This is a genomic window from Fenollaria sporofastidiosus, from assembly GCF_943169635.2.
Lineage (GTDB): Bacteria > Bacillota > Clostridia > Tissierellales > Peptoniphilaceae > Fenollaria > Fenollaria sporofastidiosus.
Genome location: NZ_OW968186.1, coordinates 1,025,525 through 1,042,620 on the forward strand (window position 1 = coordinate 1,025,525; position 17,096 = coordinate 1,042,620).

The following is a 17,096-nucleotide window of genomic DNA, read 5'->3' on the forward strand; positions in this document are numbered from 1 at the left end:
CAAAGAACTATAACGCATATCGTGAAACCTTTAGGTTTATCGCAACATAGACATGGGAAAAAAGTAGGTATATCAAGGACGGGTATAAACAAAATAGAAACTGGGAAAACAATTCCGAGTCTTAAAACTGCTAACGATATAGCAAATGCTTTAGGGGTTTGTAAATATCAGATTTTTGACTTGGACGGAGAAGAAACATATAAATGTCATAGTCGTAATTGTTGTTAGGAATTATATGACTATATTTAGTTAGTAAAATGGAGGTGGTGTAAATGAACTTAAAAGTTGTATCAAAAGTTATCGGTTCTTTAATTCCTGCTATTATCGGGACATATTTGTTAGTTAAAGATTATATAGCAGCAGCAAATCATCCTGAATGGAGTGTTTCGCCAATGGTAATGTGGGTGAAATTTGGCGTAGGTTTGATTGTTAGTATCATCTTGCTCTTTGTTGTTTTTAGACGAAAGAATTAAACAGTTTTTGTGTTTTAAAATAATACAAATAGAAAAAATAAAGTTAAAAGCTATATTATAGCGTAGCGACTAAGATTGCACTCTTAGTCGCTTTTTATTTGATATATAAATGAAAGGAAACAAGAAAATGAGAAAATTACAACAAATAAGACAAGAGTCAAAAGAAATAAAAGATAAAATTGACGATACAGAAGAAAGATTAAGGCGACTAAAAAATCAAGAAAAGAAGATATTAAAACAAGACATAGTAAAAAGAAGAAAAGAAAGAACTCATAGGCTCATAACAAGAGGAGCAATTTTAGAAAGCTTTATAGAAAATGCAGAAGAACTAACAGATGAAGAAATAAAAAACCTACTAGAAGAAGCAACAAAGACAAAAGAATTTAAAGAAACACTAAAAATAATGAGAGAAAATTAGGGAAGATATAATAATTAAATCTCCCTTAGATTTTCTAAGGGCGCAATTATACACCCTAAAGAGTGCTTGCGTGCCTTTAGAGCCAAACCCTTGCAGGGAGCAACAACTATTCGCTTTGGGCCTGCCCAGCCAATTTTCTCCAACGAAAATTTATTTGAGTTGTAGAGATAATTAGGCGAGGGTATTAAAAGTCAATGGTAAATAAACTCGCTAAGGCTCGCCCTTGACTTTTAAAATTTGAAATGAACAAAACAATTAAGCCGACATACTGAAACAACAAAAATTAATTTAGTAGTCGGTTTTTTTAATTCTATCAGGGTCTGCCCCTGCCAATCATTCACCACGAGCTTGCAAGTGGATTGAATGATTAGGCAAAGGGTATTTCAAAACGCTCATTCACAAAGTGGATATAGAAAATTTTCTAAGCCTCCACCTAAAACAACAAAGAAAGGAAGTGATAAAAATACCCTCCTTACTGGTTTGTCCAGTAAAGAAGGTACACATCAAATAGATTCTGTCGTCTTTTTAAATTTAATTAAAGACCTAGTGAGTGTATTTTAATTATTTTAATAAAAGCAAGTCAAATTATTGTTTTTGAAAAAAATGTGATATAATATTTTATGAGAGATTAACTTGGAGGCACTTATGATAAGAGATAAATATAAAAAGAATTTTTTTAAGATTTTATTGTTATTTATAACAGGAATAATCGTAGGTAGTTTAAGTATATTTCCCATGGTTTTCATTCAAAAGGTGATTGACTACTTAACATTGGGTGTACAAAGTGAATTTGTAAAATACATAGTACTTTATTCGCTTATTTATATCTTGGTAAATATGTTTAAGATAGCCCTTGTTAATTTTGGCTCGAAATTTGAATTAAATTTGAATAGAGAGATAAAGGATGAGATTGTTGAAAGCATACTTAGTACAAAGATTGAACAATTAGAGCAAGCTGGACGCAGCAACGTCTTCAATGTGATTATTGATGATTTAAAATCGCTTGATGATAAACTAATACCGCTAATATTTGATTTAGGCTTTTCAATATCAAGCTTTGTAATTGGTTCCATTATAATTATAAATTACGATTACATCATGCTATTTGCGATGATTATCATATCTGCCATATCGACAGTAGTGATTCAAAAGATTTTACAGAGCTCAGAGCTAGCATCTGAAAAGAGTCAAATACAAAGACTTAACGTTATAAATAAATTTTTTGATATCATTGTTGGAGCGAGAGACATAAAACTATTTAACAAAGAGAAAGTTTTTACAAGCGAGTTTCACGAAGAAAATCATGATTTAACTAAGCTTGATAAAAAAATCGTAAACATCAAAAATGTTTCTCAAGCACTTGTAAGTTTACTGTTTAATTTGATTATGGCGACTCTAATTTTTATCGGAGGTATGCGTGTTAGTCAAGGTAGTCTCTCTGTCGGAGCGCTAATCGCCATAATATTGTATGCATCGATGATTACTGATCCAATATTTAATATCATAGAAAATCAAAAAGAAATATCCGCTTTTAAAAATTCTGTTAAGAGAATAGACGAGACTTTTAAAAATATAGAGAGAGAAAATATTAATTTAATCGAAGATTTTAATACAATTGAATTTAGAGACGTTTCGTTAAATTATGGAGACAATCATATTCTAAATGATTTTAATTTAATCATAAATAAAAAGGATAAATTGAAAATAAATGGCAGAACTGGCTCTGGCAAGTCGACTATTGCAAAACTAATTACTAATATGTACAAGCCAAGCTCGGGTAATGTTTATGTCGATGGTAAAGAAAATCAAACAATATCCTTATCAGCAGTTTTTCAAGAGAACAAATTGTTTAACATGTCAATTATTGATAACATCACATTCAAGTCCAAAGTAGACGAGGATAAGCTTAGTAAAATCACTAAGATATGTAGATTAGATGAAGTTATTGAAAAATATGGGAAAAACAATATAGGTTTTGATAGCAGCACATTATCAGGTGGCGAAAAGACGAGAGTACTATTAGCAAGAGTCTTATATAAAGATTGCGAACTATATATCTTTGATGAGATAAGCACAGGACTAGACGAAGCGCTTTTCTATGAGATATTTGATGACATTATGAAATATTTAGCGTCAAAGACAATTATTACAATCGACCACAAATATATATGCGAAAATTATTTCACAAAAAGCATCTCCATATAATAATATTTAAAATATGAAAAGAAAAATTAAAAAATGGATAAGAAATGCAAATCTTATCCATTTTTTAATTAAGAGAGTTTTATCCTAAACATATGGATTTATCTAAGACAAACGAAAAAGAAGTTCAAGATGTCCTTAAACTTCTCAATAACAGGCCAAGAAAATGTATTAGCTATAAAACACATCAAGAGTTATTTGATGAGTATTTATGTGAATGTTGCACTTGATTTGACAAATTATCGTAAAAAATGGTACAATATTACGAATGTTGAGTAAAACAAATTTGAATTTGTGGAGGAATAGGGATATGAATTTAGATGAATTAAGAAACGATATTATCATTAAACAGAAAAAAGGATTACCATTTATTATTACATCTGTTGTAATTTGGTTGTTTATTACTGTTGTTGCGGCATTACAAATTGATATTATGCTAAAAAATATATTGGTTTTTTGTTGCTCAACGCCTTTACTCCCACTGGCATGGAAGCTTGGGAAGAAAATGGGTGTAGATATATTTTCAAAAGCAAATGAATTGGGCAGTTTAGGTCTTTTGTTTACAATGAATCAGGTTATATATCTACTAATTGTAATGTGGGTATTTAATGCCGTTCCGGATAAAATGATTATGGTATATGCGATGGTTTTTGGAGCCCATTTATTACCATATTCATGGTTATATAAATCAAAATCATATCGGATTTTCGCAGTGATTATTCCAGTATTGGCACTTGTTTTAGGAAATATGTTTAATGGATTTGTTGTATCTGGAACATTAGCAATTGTGGAGATTATCTTCGCGATAAGCTTGTATAATGAATTTAAAATTTTTATGAAACGACAGGCATAAATCCTAGTTTGTTGAATTTAGCAAACTATAAGTTTTTATGAGATTAAACCTATAAATCTTGTACGGATATTGTGGGGCAGGAAAAGAAATCTTCCTCTATAATAAAATAAACTGACGGAAAGGGGGAATCGAAGTGCATATTATCAAGTCGTTTAACAATACGATTGATTATCTTGAAACAGTTCTCGATGATGAGATTGACGAAAAGAAAGTAACTCATTTATCAGGATATTCTTATTCAATGTTCAGTCGCTTGTTTTCTATTCTGACCGAAACAACACTCTCAGAATATTTAAGAAGCAGAAGATTGACTGAAGCAGCCGTTATTTTAAGAGATACAGACGAAAAGATTATTGATGTTGCCTTCAAATTTGGATATGAGTCATCGGATTCATTTGGAACAGCTTTTAAGAATTTTCATGGATTTACTCCTTCAGAGGTGAGAAATGGGAAACCGTTCAAATTAGTTTCACGAGTGCAATTAGCACTAAGTGTAAGAGGAGGAAGAAGTATGAATGTTACAATTCAAAAGAAAAAAGCATTTACAGTTGCAGGGGTAAATGAACAAAACATCAGTTCATCGCTATGTCCGAGTATCTGGGATAAGCTAAATGAAAAATATAGCCACGATGAACTTGCAGATTTGGGAAGTGGTCAAAGTGTAGGTGTTTGCCATGATGTGGAAAATCCAAGTACAATAAACTATATGGCAGGCTATGTTGTTACTGATGAAGACAAAGCAAGAAGCATGGGCTTAGATGTTTTGAAAGTTGAAGAAGCGGAGTATGCTGTTGTAGAGTTAATAGGAAGTGTTCCGGATTGCATTCATAACGGGTGGAAATATGTGATGGAAGTATTCTTCCCTGAGCATGGCTATGTCCATTCAGGAAAACCCGACTTTGAATATTATTACGAAGGGGATATGGATAGCAAAGACTATAAAATGGAACTTTGGATTCCGATAACTAAAGCTTAAAACACCAGTTTGTCAAGATAAAATAATTAAATAAAAACAATAGAATAGCAACTTACGAAAGCAGTAAATCGAAAAAGGTTCACTGTTTTTTCTTTGTCTATAAGTGGAAAGGAGAACTATGGAAGAAGAAAAAAGAGAAATAAAAGCACCGTCTAATAATGATGTGCACCCAGAAAACTGGACATATCATGACTTGCACCAGTCTTTTAATATGTCTAAAATAAATTTTTATCTTTTATAACGCATCATGTAATCATACAAAATTATTGATGTCGCAATCGAAACATTTAAGCTGTCACAATCACCACGCATAGGTATCTTAATCATCTCATAACGCTTTTCGTACCAAGGAAGCGATATGCCATATTTTTCGCTGCCAATCACAAAGCACGCCTTATCCTTATATTCAGTATCCATGTATATGGCTTTGGCATCAGTATCAGTTAAGTAAATGGTATAGCCATTATCCATTAGATAAGAATAAAGTTCATCGAAATTTGTATCAATAATATTCATATTAAGAAAGCTTCCAAGAGAGGAACGAACAAGTTTCGGGTGATTGATTCTGACCTTCCTATTGATAAAAACAACGTCGTAGATGGCAAGAGCATCAAGCGTCCTAAGTATAGTTCCAATATTGCCATGGATTTCAAGACCGTCAAGCACAACAAGAGGTTTTGACTGATCGATGCACTCAAACCTACCTTCATTCATAAAAAAGACCGTGATGATACCTTGAGGGTTCTTCTCCTCACTTAAGAAGTCATAAGTCTTCTTCGAAACAAAGAAAAGCTTTGCGCCCTTATCATAAGAAGAGTTAATAAGACTTTGTGCTTCAGCAGTCATTATGTAATCAGGGCAGACAACCAAGTAGTTGATCTTCTTGTTGTATTTTAAAATTAAATTCAATCCCCAAACACCCTCAAGAGCAATTTCATTTAATGGATTTGCACGAGAGTTTTTATTTAGTTTAATAAGACTAAGAATCTCAGGATGCTTTTTCGAAGCCTCAATGTATTTACCTTTAAAGTTATCCTTTATTGTAAAAAGTCTTTCTTCATCACTCATAGAATTCAAATCAATAAATTTCATATAATCACCAAGAAAATTATAGCATAAGCAGATATAAAAATCAATTTAAGCATATGACTAAGAAAATAGTGTAAAGAGGAAAGCTTGACAACAATATGGAGTGGTAAGATACAGATGGGTTAAAAATAATTCAAAAATAAATAAAAAACTTTTAAAAAGTACTTGACAAAGATAAAAATAAATGGTAGAATGGATAAGTCATCTGGAAAGACCAGAGGGCAAGCAAAACTGAATAAAAGTGAAAAGAACGATTTAAACCAATCAATTTTTATTGATAAGTAATTTCGAATTTAAGAGCCAAGGTTAACTTGGGATTAAATAAACCATTTAATCGAGAGTTTGATCCTGGCTCAGGACGAACGCTGGCGGCGTGCTTAACACATGCAAGTCGAACGATGAAAGAGAATCCGATCTCTTCGGAGTGAAGAATCTCTGGATTAGTGGCGGACGGGTGAGTAACGCGTGAGCAATCTGCCTTACACAAAGGGATAGCCTCGGGAAACCGGGATTAATACCATATGATATCACATCTTCGCATGAAGAAGTGATTAAAGAATTTCGGTGTAAGATGAGCTCGCGTCCCATTAATTAGTTGGTGAGGGTAACGGCCCACCAAGATAGCGATGGGTAGCCGATCTAAGAGGATGACCGGCCACATTGGAACTGAGAAACGGTCCAAACTCCTACGGGAGGCAGCAGTGGGGAATATTGCACAATGGGGGAAACCCTGATGCAGCGACGCCGCGTGAGCGATGAAGGCTTTCGAGTCGTAAAGCTCTGTCCTATGGGAAGATAATGACGGTACCATAGAAGAAAGCCCCGGCTAATTACGTGCCAGCAGCCGCGGTAATACGTAAGGGGCGAGCGTTGTCCGGAATTATTGGGCGTAAAGAGTGCGTAGGCGGCAAATTAAGTCAGATGTGAAAACTAAGGGCTCAACCCATAGATTGCATCTGAAACTGACATGCTTGAGTCAAGGAGAGGAAAGTGGAATTCCTAGTGTAGCGGTGGAATGCGTAGATATTAGGAGGAATACCGGTGGCGAAGGCGACTTTCTGGACTTGTACTGACGCTGAGGCACGAAAGCGTGGGGAGCAAACAGGATTAGATACCCTGGTAGTCCACGCCGTAAACGATGAGTGCTAGGTGTCTGCTCATAAGAGTAGGTGCCGTACGTTAACACAATAAGCACTCCGCCTGGGGAGTACGTACGCAAGTATGAAACTCAAAGGAATTGACGGGGACCCGCACAAGCAGCGGAGCATGTGGTTTAATTCGAGGCTACGCGAAGAACCTTACCAGGACTTGACATACCAAGGAAAGTTTTTAGAGATAAAAACCCTAGATTTATCTACCTTGGATACAGGTGGTGCATGGTTGTCGTCAGCTCGTGTCGTGAGATGTTGGGTTAAGTCCCGCAACGAGCGCAACCCTTACATTTAGTTACTAACAGGTCAAGCTGAGGACTCTAGATGGACTGCCGATGACAAATCGGAGGAAGGTGGGGATGACGTCAAATCATCATGCCCTTTATGTCCTGGGCTACACACGTGCTACAATGGTCGGTACAAAGAGAAGCGAAATAGCGATATCAAGCAAACCTCAAAAAACCGATCCCAGTTCGGATTGATCTCTGCAACTCGAGATCATGAAGCCGGAGTTGCTAGTAATCGCAGATCAGAATGCTGCGGTGAATGCGTTCCCGGGTCTTGTACACACCGCCCGTCACACCATGGGAGTAGGCAATACCCGAAGCCTGTGAGCTAACCGTAAGGAGGCAGCAGTCGAAGGTAGGGTCAATGACTGGGGTGAAGTCGTAACAAGGTAGCCGTATCGGAAGGTGCGGCTGGATCACCTCCTTTCTAAGGAGAACATTAGTTCTTTTCACTTTTGGGTTCTGCTTAAAAAATAAATATTTTATGGACCTGTAGCTCAGGTGGTTAGAGCGCACGCCTGATAAGCGTGAGGTCGGTGGTTCGAGTCCACCCAGGTCCACCATAGAAACCTTGACAAGGTATATTTTTTATGATATACTATATCAGCTAAACATTATGGATCTTGAAGAACTTAAAAAAGGTGCAAATCCTTTTAGATCCAAAAACCAAATAAAACTTAATAACCATAATCAAATGAAAACGAAACGACATTTATAAAGAAAATAAATACAGTAAATTTTAACAATAAGCGTTAAAGGATTTTAAAAAAATGAATTAGGTCAAGTTACTAAGAGCGCAGGGCGGATGCCTTGGCACCAAGAGGCGAAGAAGGACGTAGAAAGCTGCGAAAAGCTCCCTAGATCTGCAAACAAGAAACGAAAGGGAGATATCCGAATGGGGCAACCCACTTAAGCAAACCTTAAGTATCTATATATGAATAAAATAGTATATAGAGGCAATACCGGGAGAACTGAAACATCTAAGTACCCCGAGGAAAAGAAAGAAACATCGATTTTCAAAGTAGCGGCGAGCGAAATGGAAAGAGCCCGCTTAAAGAAATACTAAAACAATATCCGAATGATCTTGGAAAAATCATCCATAGAAAGTGAAAGACTTGTAAGAGAAGATATTAGAATTTCAATAAGCTATACGAGTACCACAAGGCACGAGAAACCTGGTGGGAATACGGGAGGACCACCTCCCAAGGCTAAATACTACTTGGTGACCGATAGAGAACAGTACCGTGAGGGAAAGGTAAAAAGAACCCCGAAAGGGGAGTGAAATAGAACCTGAAACCCTGCGTTTACAAGCAAAGAAAGCACGTGAAAAGTGCAATCTTGTACTTTTTGTAGAACGGGCCAGCGAGTTACTTTTGTAAGCGAGGTTAAGAAGTTAAGCTTCGAAGCCGAAGAGAAATCAAGTCTTAATAGGGCGAAATAGTTTACAGGAGTAGACCCGAAACCAGGTGACCTATCCATGAGCAGAGTGAAGTTAAAGTAAAATTTAATGGAGGCTCGAACCGGGTGTGGTTTAAAACACATCGGATGACTTGTGGATAGGGGTGAAAAGCCAATCGAACCTGGAGATAGCTGGTTCTCCTCGAAATAGCTTTAGGGCTAGCCTTTAGGATGTTTAATGGAGGTAGAGCTACTGACTGGTTGCGGGGTGTTTATACATTACCAAAACCTATCAAACTCCGAATGCCAAGAAAACAAACCTAAGGAGTCAGACATAGTGGGATAAGCTTCTATGTCAAAAGGGAAAGAGCCCAGACCATCAGCTAAGGTCCCCAAATACCGATTAAGTGGTAAAGGATGTGAAGTTACCCAAACAACTAGGATGTTGGCTTAGAAGCAGCCATACATTTAAAGAGTGCGTAATAGCTCACTAGTCGAGTGACCTTGCGCCGAAGATTTCCGGGGCTAAATCGGATACCGAAGCTGTGGACTCAACTTGAGTGGTAGAGGAGCATTGTGTAATAGGCTGAAGCAGTATCGAAAGGCGCTGTGGACGAAACACAAGAGAGAATGCTGGCATAAGTAGCGAGAAGGAGTGTGAGAATCACTCCCGTCGAAAACCTAAGGATTCCTGAGCAAGGCTCGTCCCCTCAGGGTAAGTCGGGACCTAAGGCCAGGCCTAAAGGCGTAGCCGATGGACAACTAGTAAAAATTCTAGTACTATCAAATATCGTATAAATGAAGCGGGGACACAGAAGGATAAGCTAAGCGTACCAGATGGAAGAGTACGCTCAAATAAAAAGGCATGCCAGGACTAATAACCAGGCTAAGCTGATTTATGATGAGGATCGAAACAAAGTAGAGAAGTAGCCGATTTCACACTGTCAAGAAAAGCCGCTAAATAGATAAATGATACCCGTACCGTAAACCGACACAGGTAGGAAAGGAGAGAATCCTAAGACGCGCGGAAGAACCTTTGTTAAGGAACTCGGCAAAATGACCCCGTAAGTTAGCGAGAAGGGGAGCCAGAGCGATCTGGCCGCAGTGAATAGGCCCAAGCGACTGTTTACCAAAAACACAAGTTTCTGCTAAGTCGAAAGACGACGTATAGGAGCTGACACCTGCCCGGTGCTGGAAGGTTAAGGGGAAATGTTAGCGTAAGCGAAGCATAGAACTTAAGCCCCAGTAAACGGCGGCCGTAACTATAACGGTCCTAAGGTAGCGAAATTCCTTGTCGGGTAAGTTCCGACCCGCACGAAAGGTGTAACGATTTGGGCACTGTCTCAACAAAGGATCCGGTGAAATTGAAGTAATGGTAAAGATGCCATTTACCCGCGACAGGACGGAAAGACCCCATGGAGCTTTACTGTAGGCTGACATTGGATTTCGGTAGTACATGTACAGAATAGGTGGGAGGCAAAGATCCTGGTACGCCAGTATCAGAGGAGCCGAAAAGTGGGATACCACTCCTGTAGTGCTGGAATTCTAACCTTGAGCCGTAAACCGGTTTAGGGACACTGTCAGTTGGGCAGTTTGACTGGGGCGGTCGCCTCCCAAACAGTAACGGAGGCGTTCAAAGGTTCCCTCAGCACGGACGGAAATCGTGCAAAGAGTACAAAGGCAGAAGGGAGCTTAACTGCGAGATAAACAGATCGAGCAGATGAGAAATCAGGACTTAGTGATCCGGTGGTACCACGTGGAAGGGCCATCGCTCAACGGATAAAAGCTACCCTGGGGATAACAGGCTTATCTCCCCCAAGAGTTCATATCGACGGGGAGGTTTGGCACCTCGATGTCGGCTCGTCTCATCCTGGGGCTGAAGTAGGTCCCAAGGGTTGGGCTGTTCGCCCATTAAAGAGGCACGCGAGCTGGGTTCAGAACGTCGCGAGACAGTTCGGTCCCTATCCGTCGTGGGCGTAGGAAATTTGAAAGGAGCTGTCCTTAGTACGAGAGGACCGGGATGGACAAACCAATGGTTTATGAGTTGTAACGCCAGTTGCATAGCTCAGTAGCTACGTTTGGAAAGGATAAGAGCTGAAAGCATCTAAGCACGAAGCCCCCCTTAAGATAAGATTTCCTTTAAGTAAGACACCTTGAAGACCACAAGGTAGATAGGCAGTAAGTGTAAGAGTAGTAATACTTTAAGCCTAACTGTACTAATATGTCGAAAACTTGATCAAAAGACGCTTGTTGGAAGAATTATGGTTATTAAGAAATGTGGCAGCAATAGCAAGAGGGAAACACCCGTTACCATACCGAACACGGAAGTTAAGGCTCTTAACGCTGAAGGTACTTGGTTGGAGACGACCTGGGATAATAGGTAGCCGCCACTTGAACAAAAAGACAGTTCGTTAGAACTGTCTTTTTTAATCTTATCAGAATTGCGCATGGAACTTGTTCGCTTTGTCGGCAATGCTCGAATACCTGCAGTATGCTCCGCTTGTCTCAAACTGCCACTTCGCTTAATTCATCGTAGCGTAAAGGTTCTTGTCCATTTATTGACAAGGTTCTTCTTTTATCAGCGAAATATTAGTTGTGCTTAGTACATTCTGTTTGCCAAAAACTTCCACTTCGCTTAATTCATCGTAGCGTAAAGGTTCACGTTCATTTATGGACGGGGTTCTTCTTTTGCTGAAAGATTTCATATGCGATAAATATACATATGCGCCTTATTTATAATAGCTCAAAGGATTTTTATGATAAGTCGTAATATATATTACTGTATAAAGAAAGGAGTAATAAATGTTTTACAACACTGATGATTTAAAAGACAATGAAATATATTTACATCTTAGAAAGACATGCGATGCACAGCCTGAGAAACAGTGGCTGCCTGCATACTACTACGACATTTGCTTATTAAATGGTACTAAGGTAGGTGCATGCGACTTAAGAATTGGGCATAATTCAAATACATACATTGGAGGCAACATCGGTTATGCTGTTGACGAACCTTACAGAGGCCATCACTATGCTATGAAGGCGTGTAAGCTATTGTTCACTTTAGCTAAAAAGCATGAGATGGATTATTTGATAATTGCTTGCAAACCTGATAACATACCTTCGTATCGTACTTGTGAACTTCTTGGCGGAGAACTTATAGAAGTAAAAGATGTTCCTCTAGATCATGATTTGCGTAAACAGGGATATACTAATGTTAATATATATAGGTTTGATTTAAATATTTTGTAGTATATTATATTCAATAAGAGAGTATAAAAAAATCCACCCATTTACTTGGGTGGATTTTTTCTATCTAGATATATTATTTATTTTTGTTTTTATAAATTATTTTTAGTTTTTTTAGTTCTTGCTGCATTTTTATATTTCTAAATATTTTACTTACTGAGGATGCAATCATCAGTCCTACTGCTATGGCGATTGCCATAAACAAGGCTTGTATACCTTCTGTTGCGCCGCTCTTAAGGTCGTCTGTAATGAAGTAGTTCATTGACTGATATATCTTAAGGCCAGGAACTAGTGGTATTACGCCTATAATGAAGTAGCAATTGACTGGTGTTTTTTGCCATCTTGCAAAGAATTCGCCTAAGATGCCGCATAGTAGTGAGCATAGTAGTGAAGAGAATATATAGTTAAACTTGTTTGCTGTCAAAACCATGTACAAGGTCCAGCATATCGCACCGTTGATTGCACATAGGAAGATATTTTTCTTTTGTATATTAAATAGCACGGATATAGTTGCGCATGATATGCTTGCAAGCACAAATTGTTTTATTACGTAGTTCATTATATTCCTCCAATTAGTGACATAAAGACTAGCACGCTACCAACACCAAAGGCGATGGCTACTGCTACAAAGACTGCCTCGAAGCTTCTTGCTATGCCTGAGATCAAGTCGCCACTTAAGAAGTCTCTAATACCTGATGTAAAGGCAACTCCTGGAACTAGTGGAAGTATGGAACCAACAACTATCATATTAAGGTTGTGTCCTAAATGTAGTTTAATCAAAAGCACTGCGGCAAATGTTGCTACTAAAGAGGATATAAAGTTTCCTAAAAATGGTGTCTTTGAAAGCTTTAGTATATACTCATTAATAACGAAGCCTAGGGCTGATGTAAATATTGAGCATAAAAAGTCATTTGTGCTACCGCCAAGCATTAGTGTAAACATAGCGCAGCCTATGCAAGCCATCAGTAGTATAGTTAAGAAGCTATATTCACTGCTGCCTGCAATCTCATCAAGTCTTTGCATTGCTTCTGCGACCTCTATTTTCTTTGCGCAGAAATCTCTTGAGAAAGCATTAATCATATTAACTCTGCCAATATTGTTACCTCTTGTTTCTATATTTTTAACGAGGTAGAATGAGGAGTTATTGCTACTGTCTCCGATTATGATTACTGTAGGTGAAAGGAACAGTGGTATGTCAAAGAAGCCGTAGCTTGAGAGTATCCTTTTAACAGTATCGTTTGCCCTTGAAACTTCCGAGCCGTTTTTAAGTAGCAATTCAGCAGTTCTTAGGGCGATATTATAAATTTCTTTTCTATTGTTATCGTTGATATTTTCTATTACATTTTCCATTGAATCACCAAGTATATTATAATATATTTTTGTACAAATGTCACTTATTTTGAGTAAATTCTTTATTAAATTACTTTTAAGTGTTATAATTTTATAAAGAGGTAGACATGAGAAGGAAGTATTCATTTTTTGCGTGTATTATGGTCTTAGCTGCCATATACACTTATTATTTCAATATCAATAGTTACATTTTAGCAAGCCTTGGCATCATATTAGGGGTGAGTTTCTTCACTAATAAGCGTGTTAGGCTTTATCTCATTTTATCTGTGGCAGTTTTTTCACTAACTGCCTTGTACACAAGCTATAGAGGACGCAGCATTTTTAAAAAATATAAGAATGAAAGGCATGAGTATGTATTACGAGTTGAGAACGTTAAGGAGTACGAGGGCTACTCAACGTTTATTGCTTCTGTTAAAAATATACATGGCAATGTTTTCAATGAAAAATTAAAGGCCTACTACAGCGGCAAGGCTCATTTGGAGAACTTTGACACGATTATAGTTAGCTCTAAGCTTGAAGATATACGTATAAATGCAAATCCAAACTTGTTCAACGAGAAGATGTATTATTTAACAAAGAACATCAAGTACAAGATAAAGTTTAATGACTTCGAAAAGGCTAAGTGGAAGATCTCTTTTGCAGAGAAATTAAACATCTCCTTTGAAAAGAAGCTGGATGCACTTACAAAAAACACTATGAAGGAAAGCAACGCAAACTTTCTCAATGCCATATTTATGTCGAACACGAAATTTTTGGATGAGGATGAGCTTGGAACATACCGCTCGGTAGGTCTTGGGCACCTACTTGCGGTTTCAGGACTGCATGTATCACTCATAAGCTTTGCAATCATTTTTATACTTATCACTTTTGGCTTAAGCAAGAGAAGGGCGAGCTCTATATGCATAATTTTTCTTCTGATTTATGGCGCGCTTATAGCTTATCCAGTATCCTTCCTTAGAGCAATGATACTTTTTATCGCGCTTGACCTAGCCTTTGTCTACGACATAAGCATAGAGCGAGCCCAAATCATCTCCATCGCTTTAATGATAACACTTTTAATCAATCCATACTATGTATTTTCGGTCTCCATGCTACTTTCATATGGTGCAGCTTACGCTATAGAACTTTTGTTTAGAAGATTTAAAAAGCTTATAGACAAGAAAAATAAAATGCAGGAAGCGCTTCTTTTTGTGCTAGCAATAAATTTAGTTCTTGCTCCAATTCAGCTATACACATTTCACGAGTTTAACTTTATCTCGCTGATCACAAATTTATTATTGCTGCCAATTTACTCAGGTATCATCACAATAAGCTTTGTAGTATTGCTAGCCTCGCTACTAATAAGTCCACTTGCCATCATATTTAGGATTGTAGACTATGTACTTAGCTCTTTATATGAGGTCTTGCTCTTAATAAGCAAAATTGACATTTTAAAAATCAGTCTTTACAATCAAGATGCACTGATATTCGCATATTTCATAGTCTTAATCGGCTTTTATCTAATAAATAATTTCAGCTATATGAAGGCAAAGCTTATAAGGTTTATGCTTATGATGATGGCTGTGATCTCAATATCAGGAAGCTTTGTATATATGCAAGGCCAAAGGCATTATGACACGCTAAATATGATTAGCATAGGCCAAGAGGAAGCGATGCTTCTAGACATTGCTGGAAAGAAGATAATGGTTGATGTTGCAGGTGACATTATGGGTACGTCATTTTCTTATGACAGAACGCTTAAAGATGTTTTGAAGAACTATGGAATTCATACTTTAGACATGATATTTATCTCGCACTTTGACAAAGACCACTACGGCAACCTTGTATATCTGCTAGATGATTTTAAAGTAAAGAAAATTTGCTTTTACAAAGACATTGCGACAGAGGATGTGAAGCAAAAACTTATAGAAAAGGGAGTCGAGTACATCAATCCTGAAAAATTTGAATGGATAGACTTTGGAGGCGGAGTTAAACTCAGGATGTATAAGTCTTCGAAGGCTTTGAAGGGCAACAATCGCTCATTAGTTTTCACGCTTAATGTGCACGGGACAAAGATTCTCTTCACTGGAGACATAGAAGCAATTGCGGAGAGTCATTATCTAAGTCAGCTAAGCAAGGTTGATATACTAAAGACGCCGCATCACGGATCTAAGACTAGTTCAACGAAGGAGTTTTTGGAGAAGACTAGACCTAAAGATGCAATTAGCTCGCAAGGGCTTAACAACTTTTATGGACATCCTCATAAAGAGACGCTAGAAAGGCTTAAGGCTATACACGCAAACTTTTACAGAACTGACAGGCAAGGTATGATTAGCGTAATTTTTAAAGGAGATACTTACGAGATTAAAACTTTTTACAAAGAGTATTATAAGTACCTTGATTATATGAAGAAGTACATCTTCTTATTGAGCTTGCTATCTATAATATTTTCTTATATAATAAGTATAGTTATTTATGAGTATAAAAAGTACGGAGACATGACATATGAACTATAGAAATTTCTTAAATGAAGTTAAAATGAATAATGTGAGCGGCGCTTATCTATTTAAAGGCATAGAGACTTATCTTATGGACAAGACCTTGGATGCACTTATAGATAATTATCTTGACAGCAATCAAAGACTTATGAACCTTGCAGACCTTAAGTACTCTGAGAACTTAGTTAAAGATATCAAAAGCAATATCACCATGCTTCCACTAATGGCTGAGAAAAAAATTACCATAGTGAGAAAGGCAAATGATAGCATCAAGGTCCTTAACGATGACGACTTACTTGATGAGCTTGGAAAAATGCCTGACACAAGCATAATCATCTTTATGGATGAGGACGATAGCATAAAGAAGACGCTTAAATTTTACAAGCACTTCAAGAAAAATGATCACATAGTGAGCTTTGACAAGGAGAAGATAGAGGACCTTGTTAAGTGGACAGCGCGCAAATTTAACGAGCTGGGCGTAGAAGCAGGCTTTGCTGAAGCAAGATTTTTGATCGATAGACTCGGCTTTTACAGCGACGAGAGCGTTAATATGTATAGCCTTGAATCAGAAGTTGAGAAGCTTGCAAGCTATATAGCTAAGGGCAGACTCACTCGAGGCGCAATAGAAAAAGTTGTTAAGGAAAATACCATTGACAACATCTTTGCCATGATAGATGCAATTAATAACAAAAGGACAGCTGCGGCACTTAATGAGTATGAGAAGCTTCTTACTAATGGCGAGGCAGACATAAAGACTTCGTATATGATATTTAGAAATGTAAGATTGCTACTTGAGCTAAAGGTATGCGATATAGAAAAGAAAAGCGAAGTAGAGAAAAAAGATCTATTGAAGATATCGCCATATGAGTATAAGAAGTTATCAAGCCTTGCACACGCGTATAACTATAAATTTTTGCTTAAGTTTATGAATGAACTTAAAAATTTAGATATAAGTTTGAAAAACACAAGCAAAGACAGCACAATAATGATAAAAAATTTAATATATAAGATGACAGAGTAAGTTTGTTTAAGGAAGAGGGCTAAGGCTCTCTTTTTTATTATATGCGTTATTTATAATAAAGAGAAAGATATAGAATTTTATAAATTTACTATAAAAAAGTGCAAAATCACTTGACAAAGATAAAGTTAAGAAATATGATTAAAATGAATAAA

13 protein-coding genes, 1 tRNA gene and 3 rRNA genes are annotated in these 17,096 nt (G+C 37.1%); 14 read left to right on the top strand and 3 right to left on the bottom strand.

What is annotated here, in order from left to right:
* The first annotated feature begins 21 nt into the window (after positions 1 to 21).
* From KO172_RS04960 to KO172_RS04990, 7 genes are all read left to right on the top strand, one after another.
* Positions 22 to 228 carry a helix-turn-helix transcriptional regulator gene (locus KO172_RS04960; protein WP_251320168.1) on the top strand — a complete coding sequence of 69 codons (207 nt, stop codon included), beginning with the start codon at positions 22 to 24 and terminating at the stop codon, positions 226 to 228.
* Positions 229 to 272: 44 nt separating this feature from the next.
* Positions 273 to 473, top strand: coding sequence for a hypothetical protein (locus tag KO172_RS04965; RefSeq protein WP_215492412.1), 201 nt, complete (start codon positions 273 to 275; stop codon positions 471 to 473).
* A gap of 127 nt (positions 474 to 600) precedes the next feature.
* A complete protein-coding gene (locus tag KO172_RS04970; RefSeq protein WP_215492413.1) occupies positions 601 to 891 on the top strand; it encodes a DUF3847 domain-containing protein in 291 nt (96 codons plus the stop codon).
* Between the two features lie 645 nt (positions 892 to 1,536).
* Entirely contained in the window at positions 1,537 to 3,096 is a 1,560-nt protein-coding gene (locus tag KO172_RS04975) for an ABC transporter transmembrane domain-containing protein (protein WP_215492414.1), read from the top strand.
* 307 nt (positions 3,097 to 3,403) lie between these two features.
* Positions 3,404 to 3,946, top strand: a complete 543-nt coding sequence (locus KO172_RS04980) for a DUF7010 family protein (protein WP_215492415.1) — start codon at positions 3,404 to 3,406, stop codon at positions 3,944 to 3,946.
* 133 nt (positions 3,947 to 4,079) lie between these two features.
* Positions 4,080 to 4,922: an AraC family transcriptional regulator gene (locus KO172_RS04985; protein ID WP_215492416.1), complete on the top strand. Its 843-nt coding sequence runs from the start codon at positions 4,080 to 4,082 to the stop codon at positions 4,920 to 4,922.
* A 118-nt stretch (positions 4,923 to 5,040) separates the two neighbouring features.
* Positions 5,041 to 5,163, top strand: coding sequence for a hypothetical protein (locus KO172_RS04990; protein ID WP_309557652.1), 123 nt, complete (start codon positions 5,041 to 5,043; stop codon positions 5,161 to 5,163).
* Here KO172_RS04990 and KO172_RS04995 read toward each other — a convergent pair.
* Entirely contained in the window at positions 5,151 to 6,014 is an 864-nt protein-coding gene (locus KO172_RS04995) for a TrmH family RNA methyltransferase (RefSeq protein ID WP_215492417.1), read from the bottom strand. The genes KO172_RS04990 and KO172_RS04995 overlap by 13 nt on opposite strands.
* A gap of 327 nt (positions 6,015 to 6,341) precedes the next feature.
* Between KO172_RS04995 and KO172_RS05000 the strand changes: the two genes are divergently transcribed.
* The 5 genes from KO172_RS05000 (at position 6,342) to KO172_RS05020 (ending at position 12,099) form a co-directional block, all read left to right on the top strand.
* A 16S ribosomal RNA gene (locus KO172_RS05000) occupies positions 6,342 to 7,876 on the top strand.
* A gap of 59 nt (positions 7,877 to 7,935) precedes the next feature.
* Positions 7,936 to 8,012 (top strand) — tRNA-Ile (locus KO172_RS05005).
* Positions 8,013 to 8,227: 215 nt separating this feature from the next.
* A 23S ribosomal RNA gene (locus KO172_RS05010) occupies positions 8,228 to 11,087 on the top strand.
* A gap of 36 nt (positions 11,088 to 11,123) precedes the next feature.
* Positions 11,124 to 11,240, top strand: a 5S ribosomal RNA gene (gene rrf / locus KO172_RS05015).
* Together the 16S, 23S and 5S rRNA genes with 1 tRNA gene alongside form the textbook arrangement of a ribosomal RNA operon.
* Before the next feature lie 409 nt (positions 11,241 to 11,649).
* A complete protein-coding gene (locus KO172_RS05020) occupies positions 11,650 to 12,099 on the top strand; it encodes a GNAT family N-acetyltransferase (protein WP_215492418.1) in 450 nt (149 codons plus the stop codon).
* A 73-nt stretch (positions 12,100 to 12,172) separates the two neighbouring features.
* Here the strand turns inward: KO172_RS05020 and KO172_RS05025 are convergent, their stop codons facing one another.
* The gene (locus tag KO172_RS05025; protein WP_215492419.1) at positions 12,173 to 12,655 is read right to left on the bottom strand and encodes a threonine/serine exporter family protein; all 483 of its coding nucleotides are present in this window, start codon (positions 12,653 to 12,655) and stop codon (positions 12,173 to 12,175) included.
* The gene (locus tag KO172_RS05030; RefSeq protein ID WP_215492420.1) at positions 12,655 to 13,446 is read right to left on the bottom strand and encodes a threonine/serine exporter family protein; all 792 of its coding nucleotides are present in this window, start codon (positions 13,444 to 13,446) and stop codon (positions 12,655 to 12,657) included. Before KO172_RS05030 ends, KO172_RS05025 begins: the two co-directional genes overlap by 1 nt.
* A 107-nt stretch (positions 13,447 to 13,553) precedes the next feature.
* On the opposite strand from KO172_RS05030, the gene KO172_RS05035 reads away from it, so the two are divergent.
* Entirely contained in the window at positions 13,554 to 15,941 is a 2,388-nt protein-coding gene (locus KO172_RS05035; protein ID WP_215492421.1) for a DNA internalization-related competence protein ComEC/Rec2, read from the top strand.
* Positions 15,931 to 16,944, top strand: coding sequence for a DNA polymerase III subunit delta (gene holA / locus KO172_RS05040; protein WP_215492422.1), 1,014 nt, complete (start codon positions 15,931 to 15,933; stop codon positions 16,942 to 16,944). The genes KO172_RS05035 and holA overlap by 11 nt, the downstream gene beginning before the upstream one ends.
* The last annotated feature ends 152 nt before the right edge of the window (positions 16,945 to 17,096 follow it).

Bases quoted from the DNA above. Each gene is read 5' to 3' on its own strand.
- KO172_RS05035 (WP_215492421.1), top strand. From the start codon at position 13,554: ATGAGAAGGAAGTATTCATTTTTTGCGTGTATTATGGTCTTAGCTGCC.
- KO172_RS05025 (WP_215492419.1), bottom strand. From the start codon at position 12,655: ATGAACTACGTAATAAAACAATTTGTGCTTGCAAGCATATCATGCGCA.
- holA (WP_215492422.1), top strand. From the start codon at position 15,931: ATGAACTATAGAAATTTCTTAAATGAAGTTAAAATGAATAATGTGAGC.
- KO172_RS04990 (WP_309557652.1), top strand. From the start codon at position 5,041: ATGGAAGAAGAAAAAAGAGAAATAAAAGCACCGTCTAATAATGATGTG.
- KO172_RS05030 (WP_215492420.1), bottom strand. From the start codon at position 13,446: ATGGAAAATGTAATAGAAAATATCAACGATAACAATAGAAAAGAAATT.
- KO172_RS05020 (WP_215492418.1), top strand. From the start codon at position 11,650: ATGTTTTACAACACTGATGATTTAAAAGACAATGAAATATATTTACAT.
- KO172_RS04980 (WP_215492415.1), top strand. From the start codon at position 3,404: ATGAATTTAGATGAATTAAGAAACGATATTATCATTAAACAGAAAAAA.
- KO172_RS04965 (WP_215492412.1), top strand. From the start codon at position 273: ATGAACTTAAAAGTTGTATCAAAAGTTATCGGTTCTTTAATTCCTGCT.
- KO172_RS04995 (WP_215492417.1), bottom strand. From the start codon at position 6,014: ATGAAATTTATTGATTTGAATTCTATGAGTGATGAAGAAAGACTTTTT.
- KO172_RS04975 (WP_215492414.1), top strand. From the start codon at position 1,537: ATGATAAGAGATAAATATAAAAAGAATTTTTTTAAGATTTTATTGTTA.
- KO172_RS04970 (WP_215492413.1), top strand. From the start codon at position 601: ATGAGAAAATTACAACAAATAAGACAAGAGTCAAAAGAAATAAAAGAT.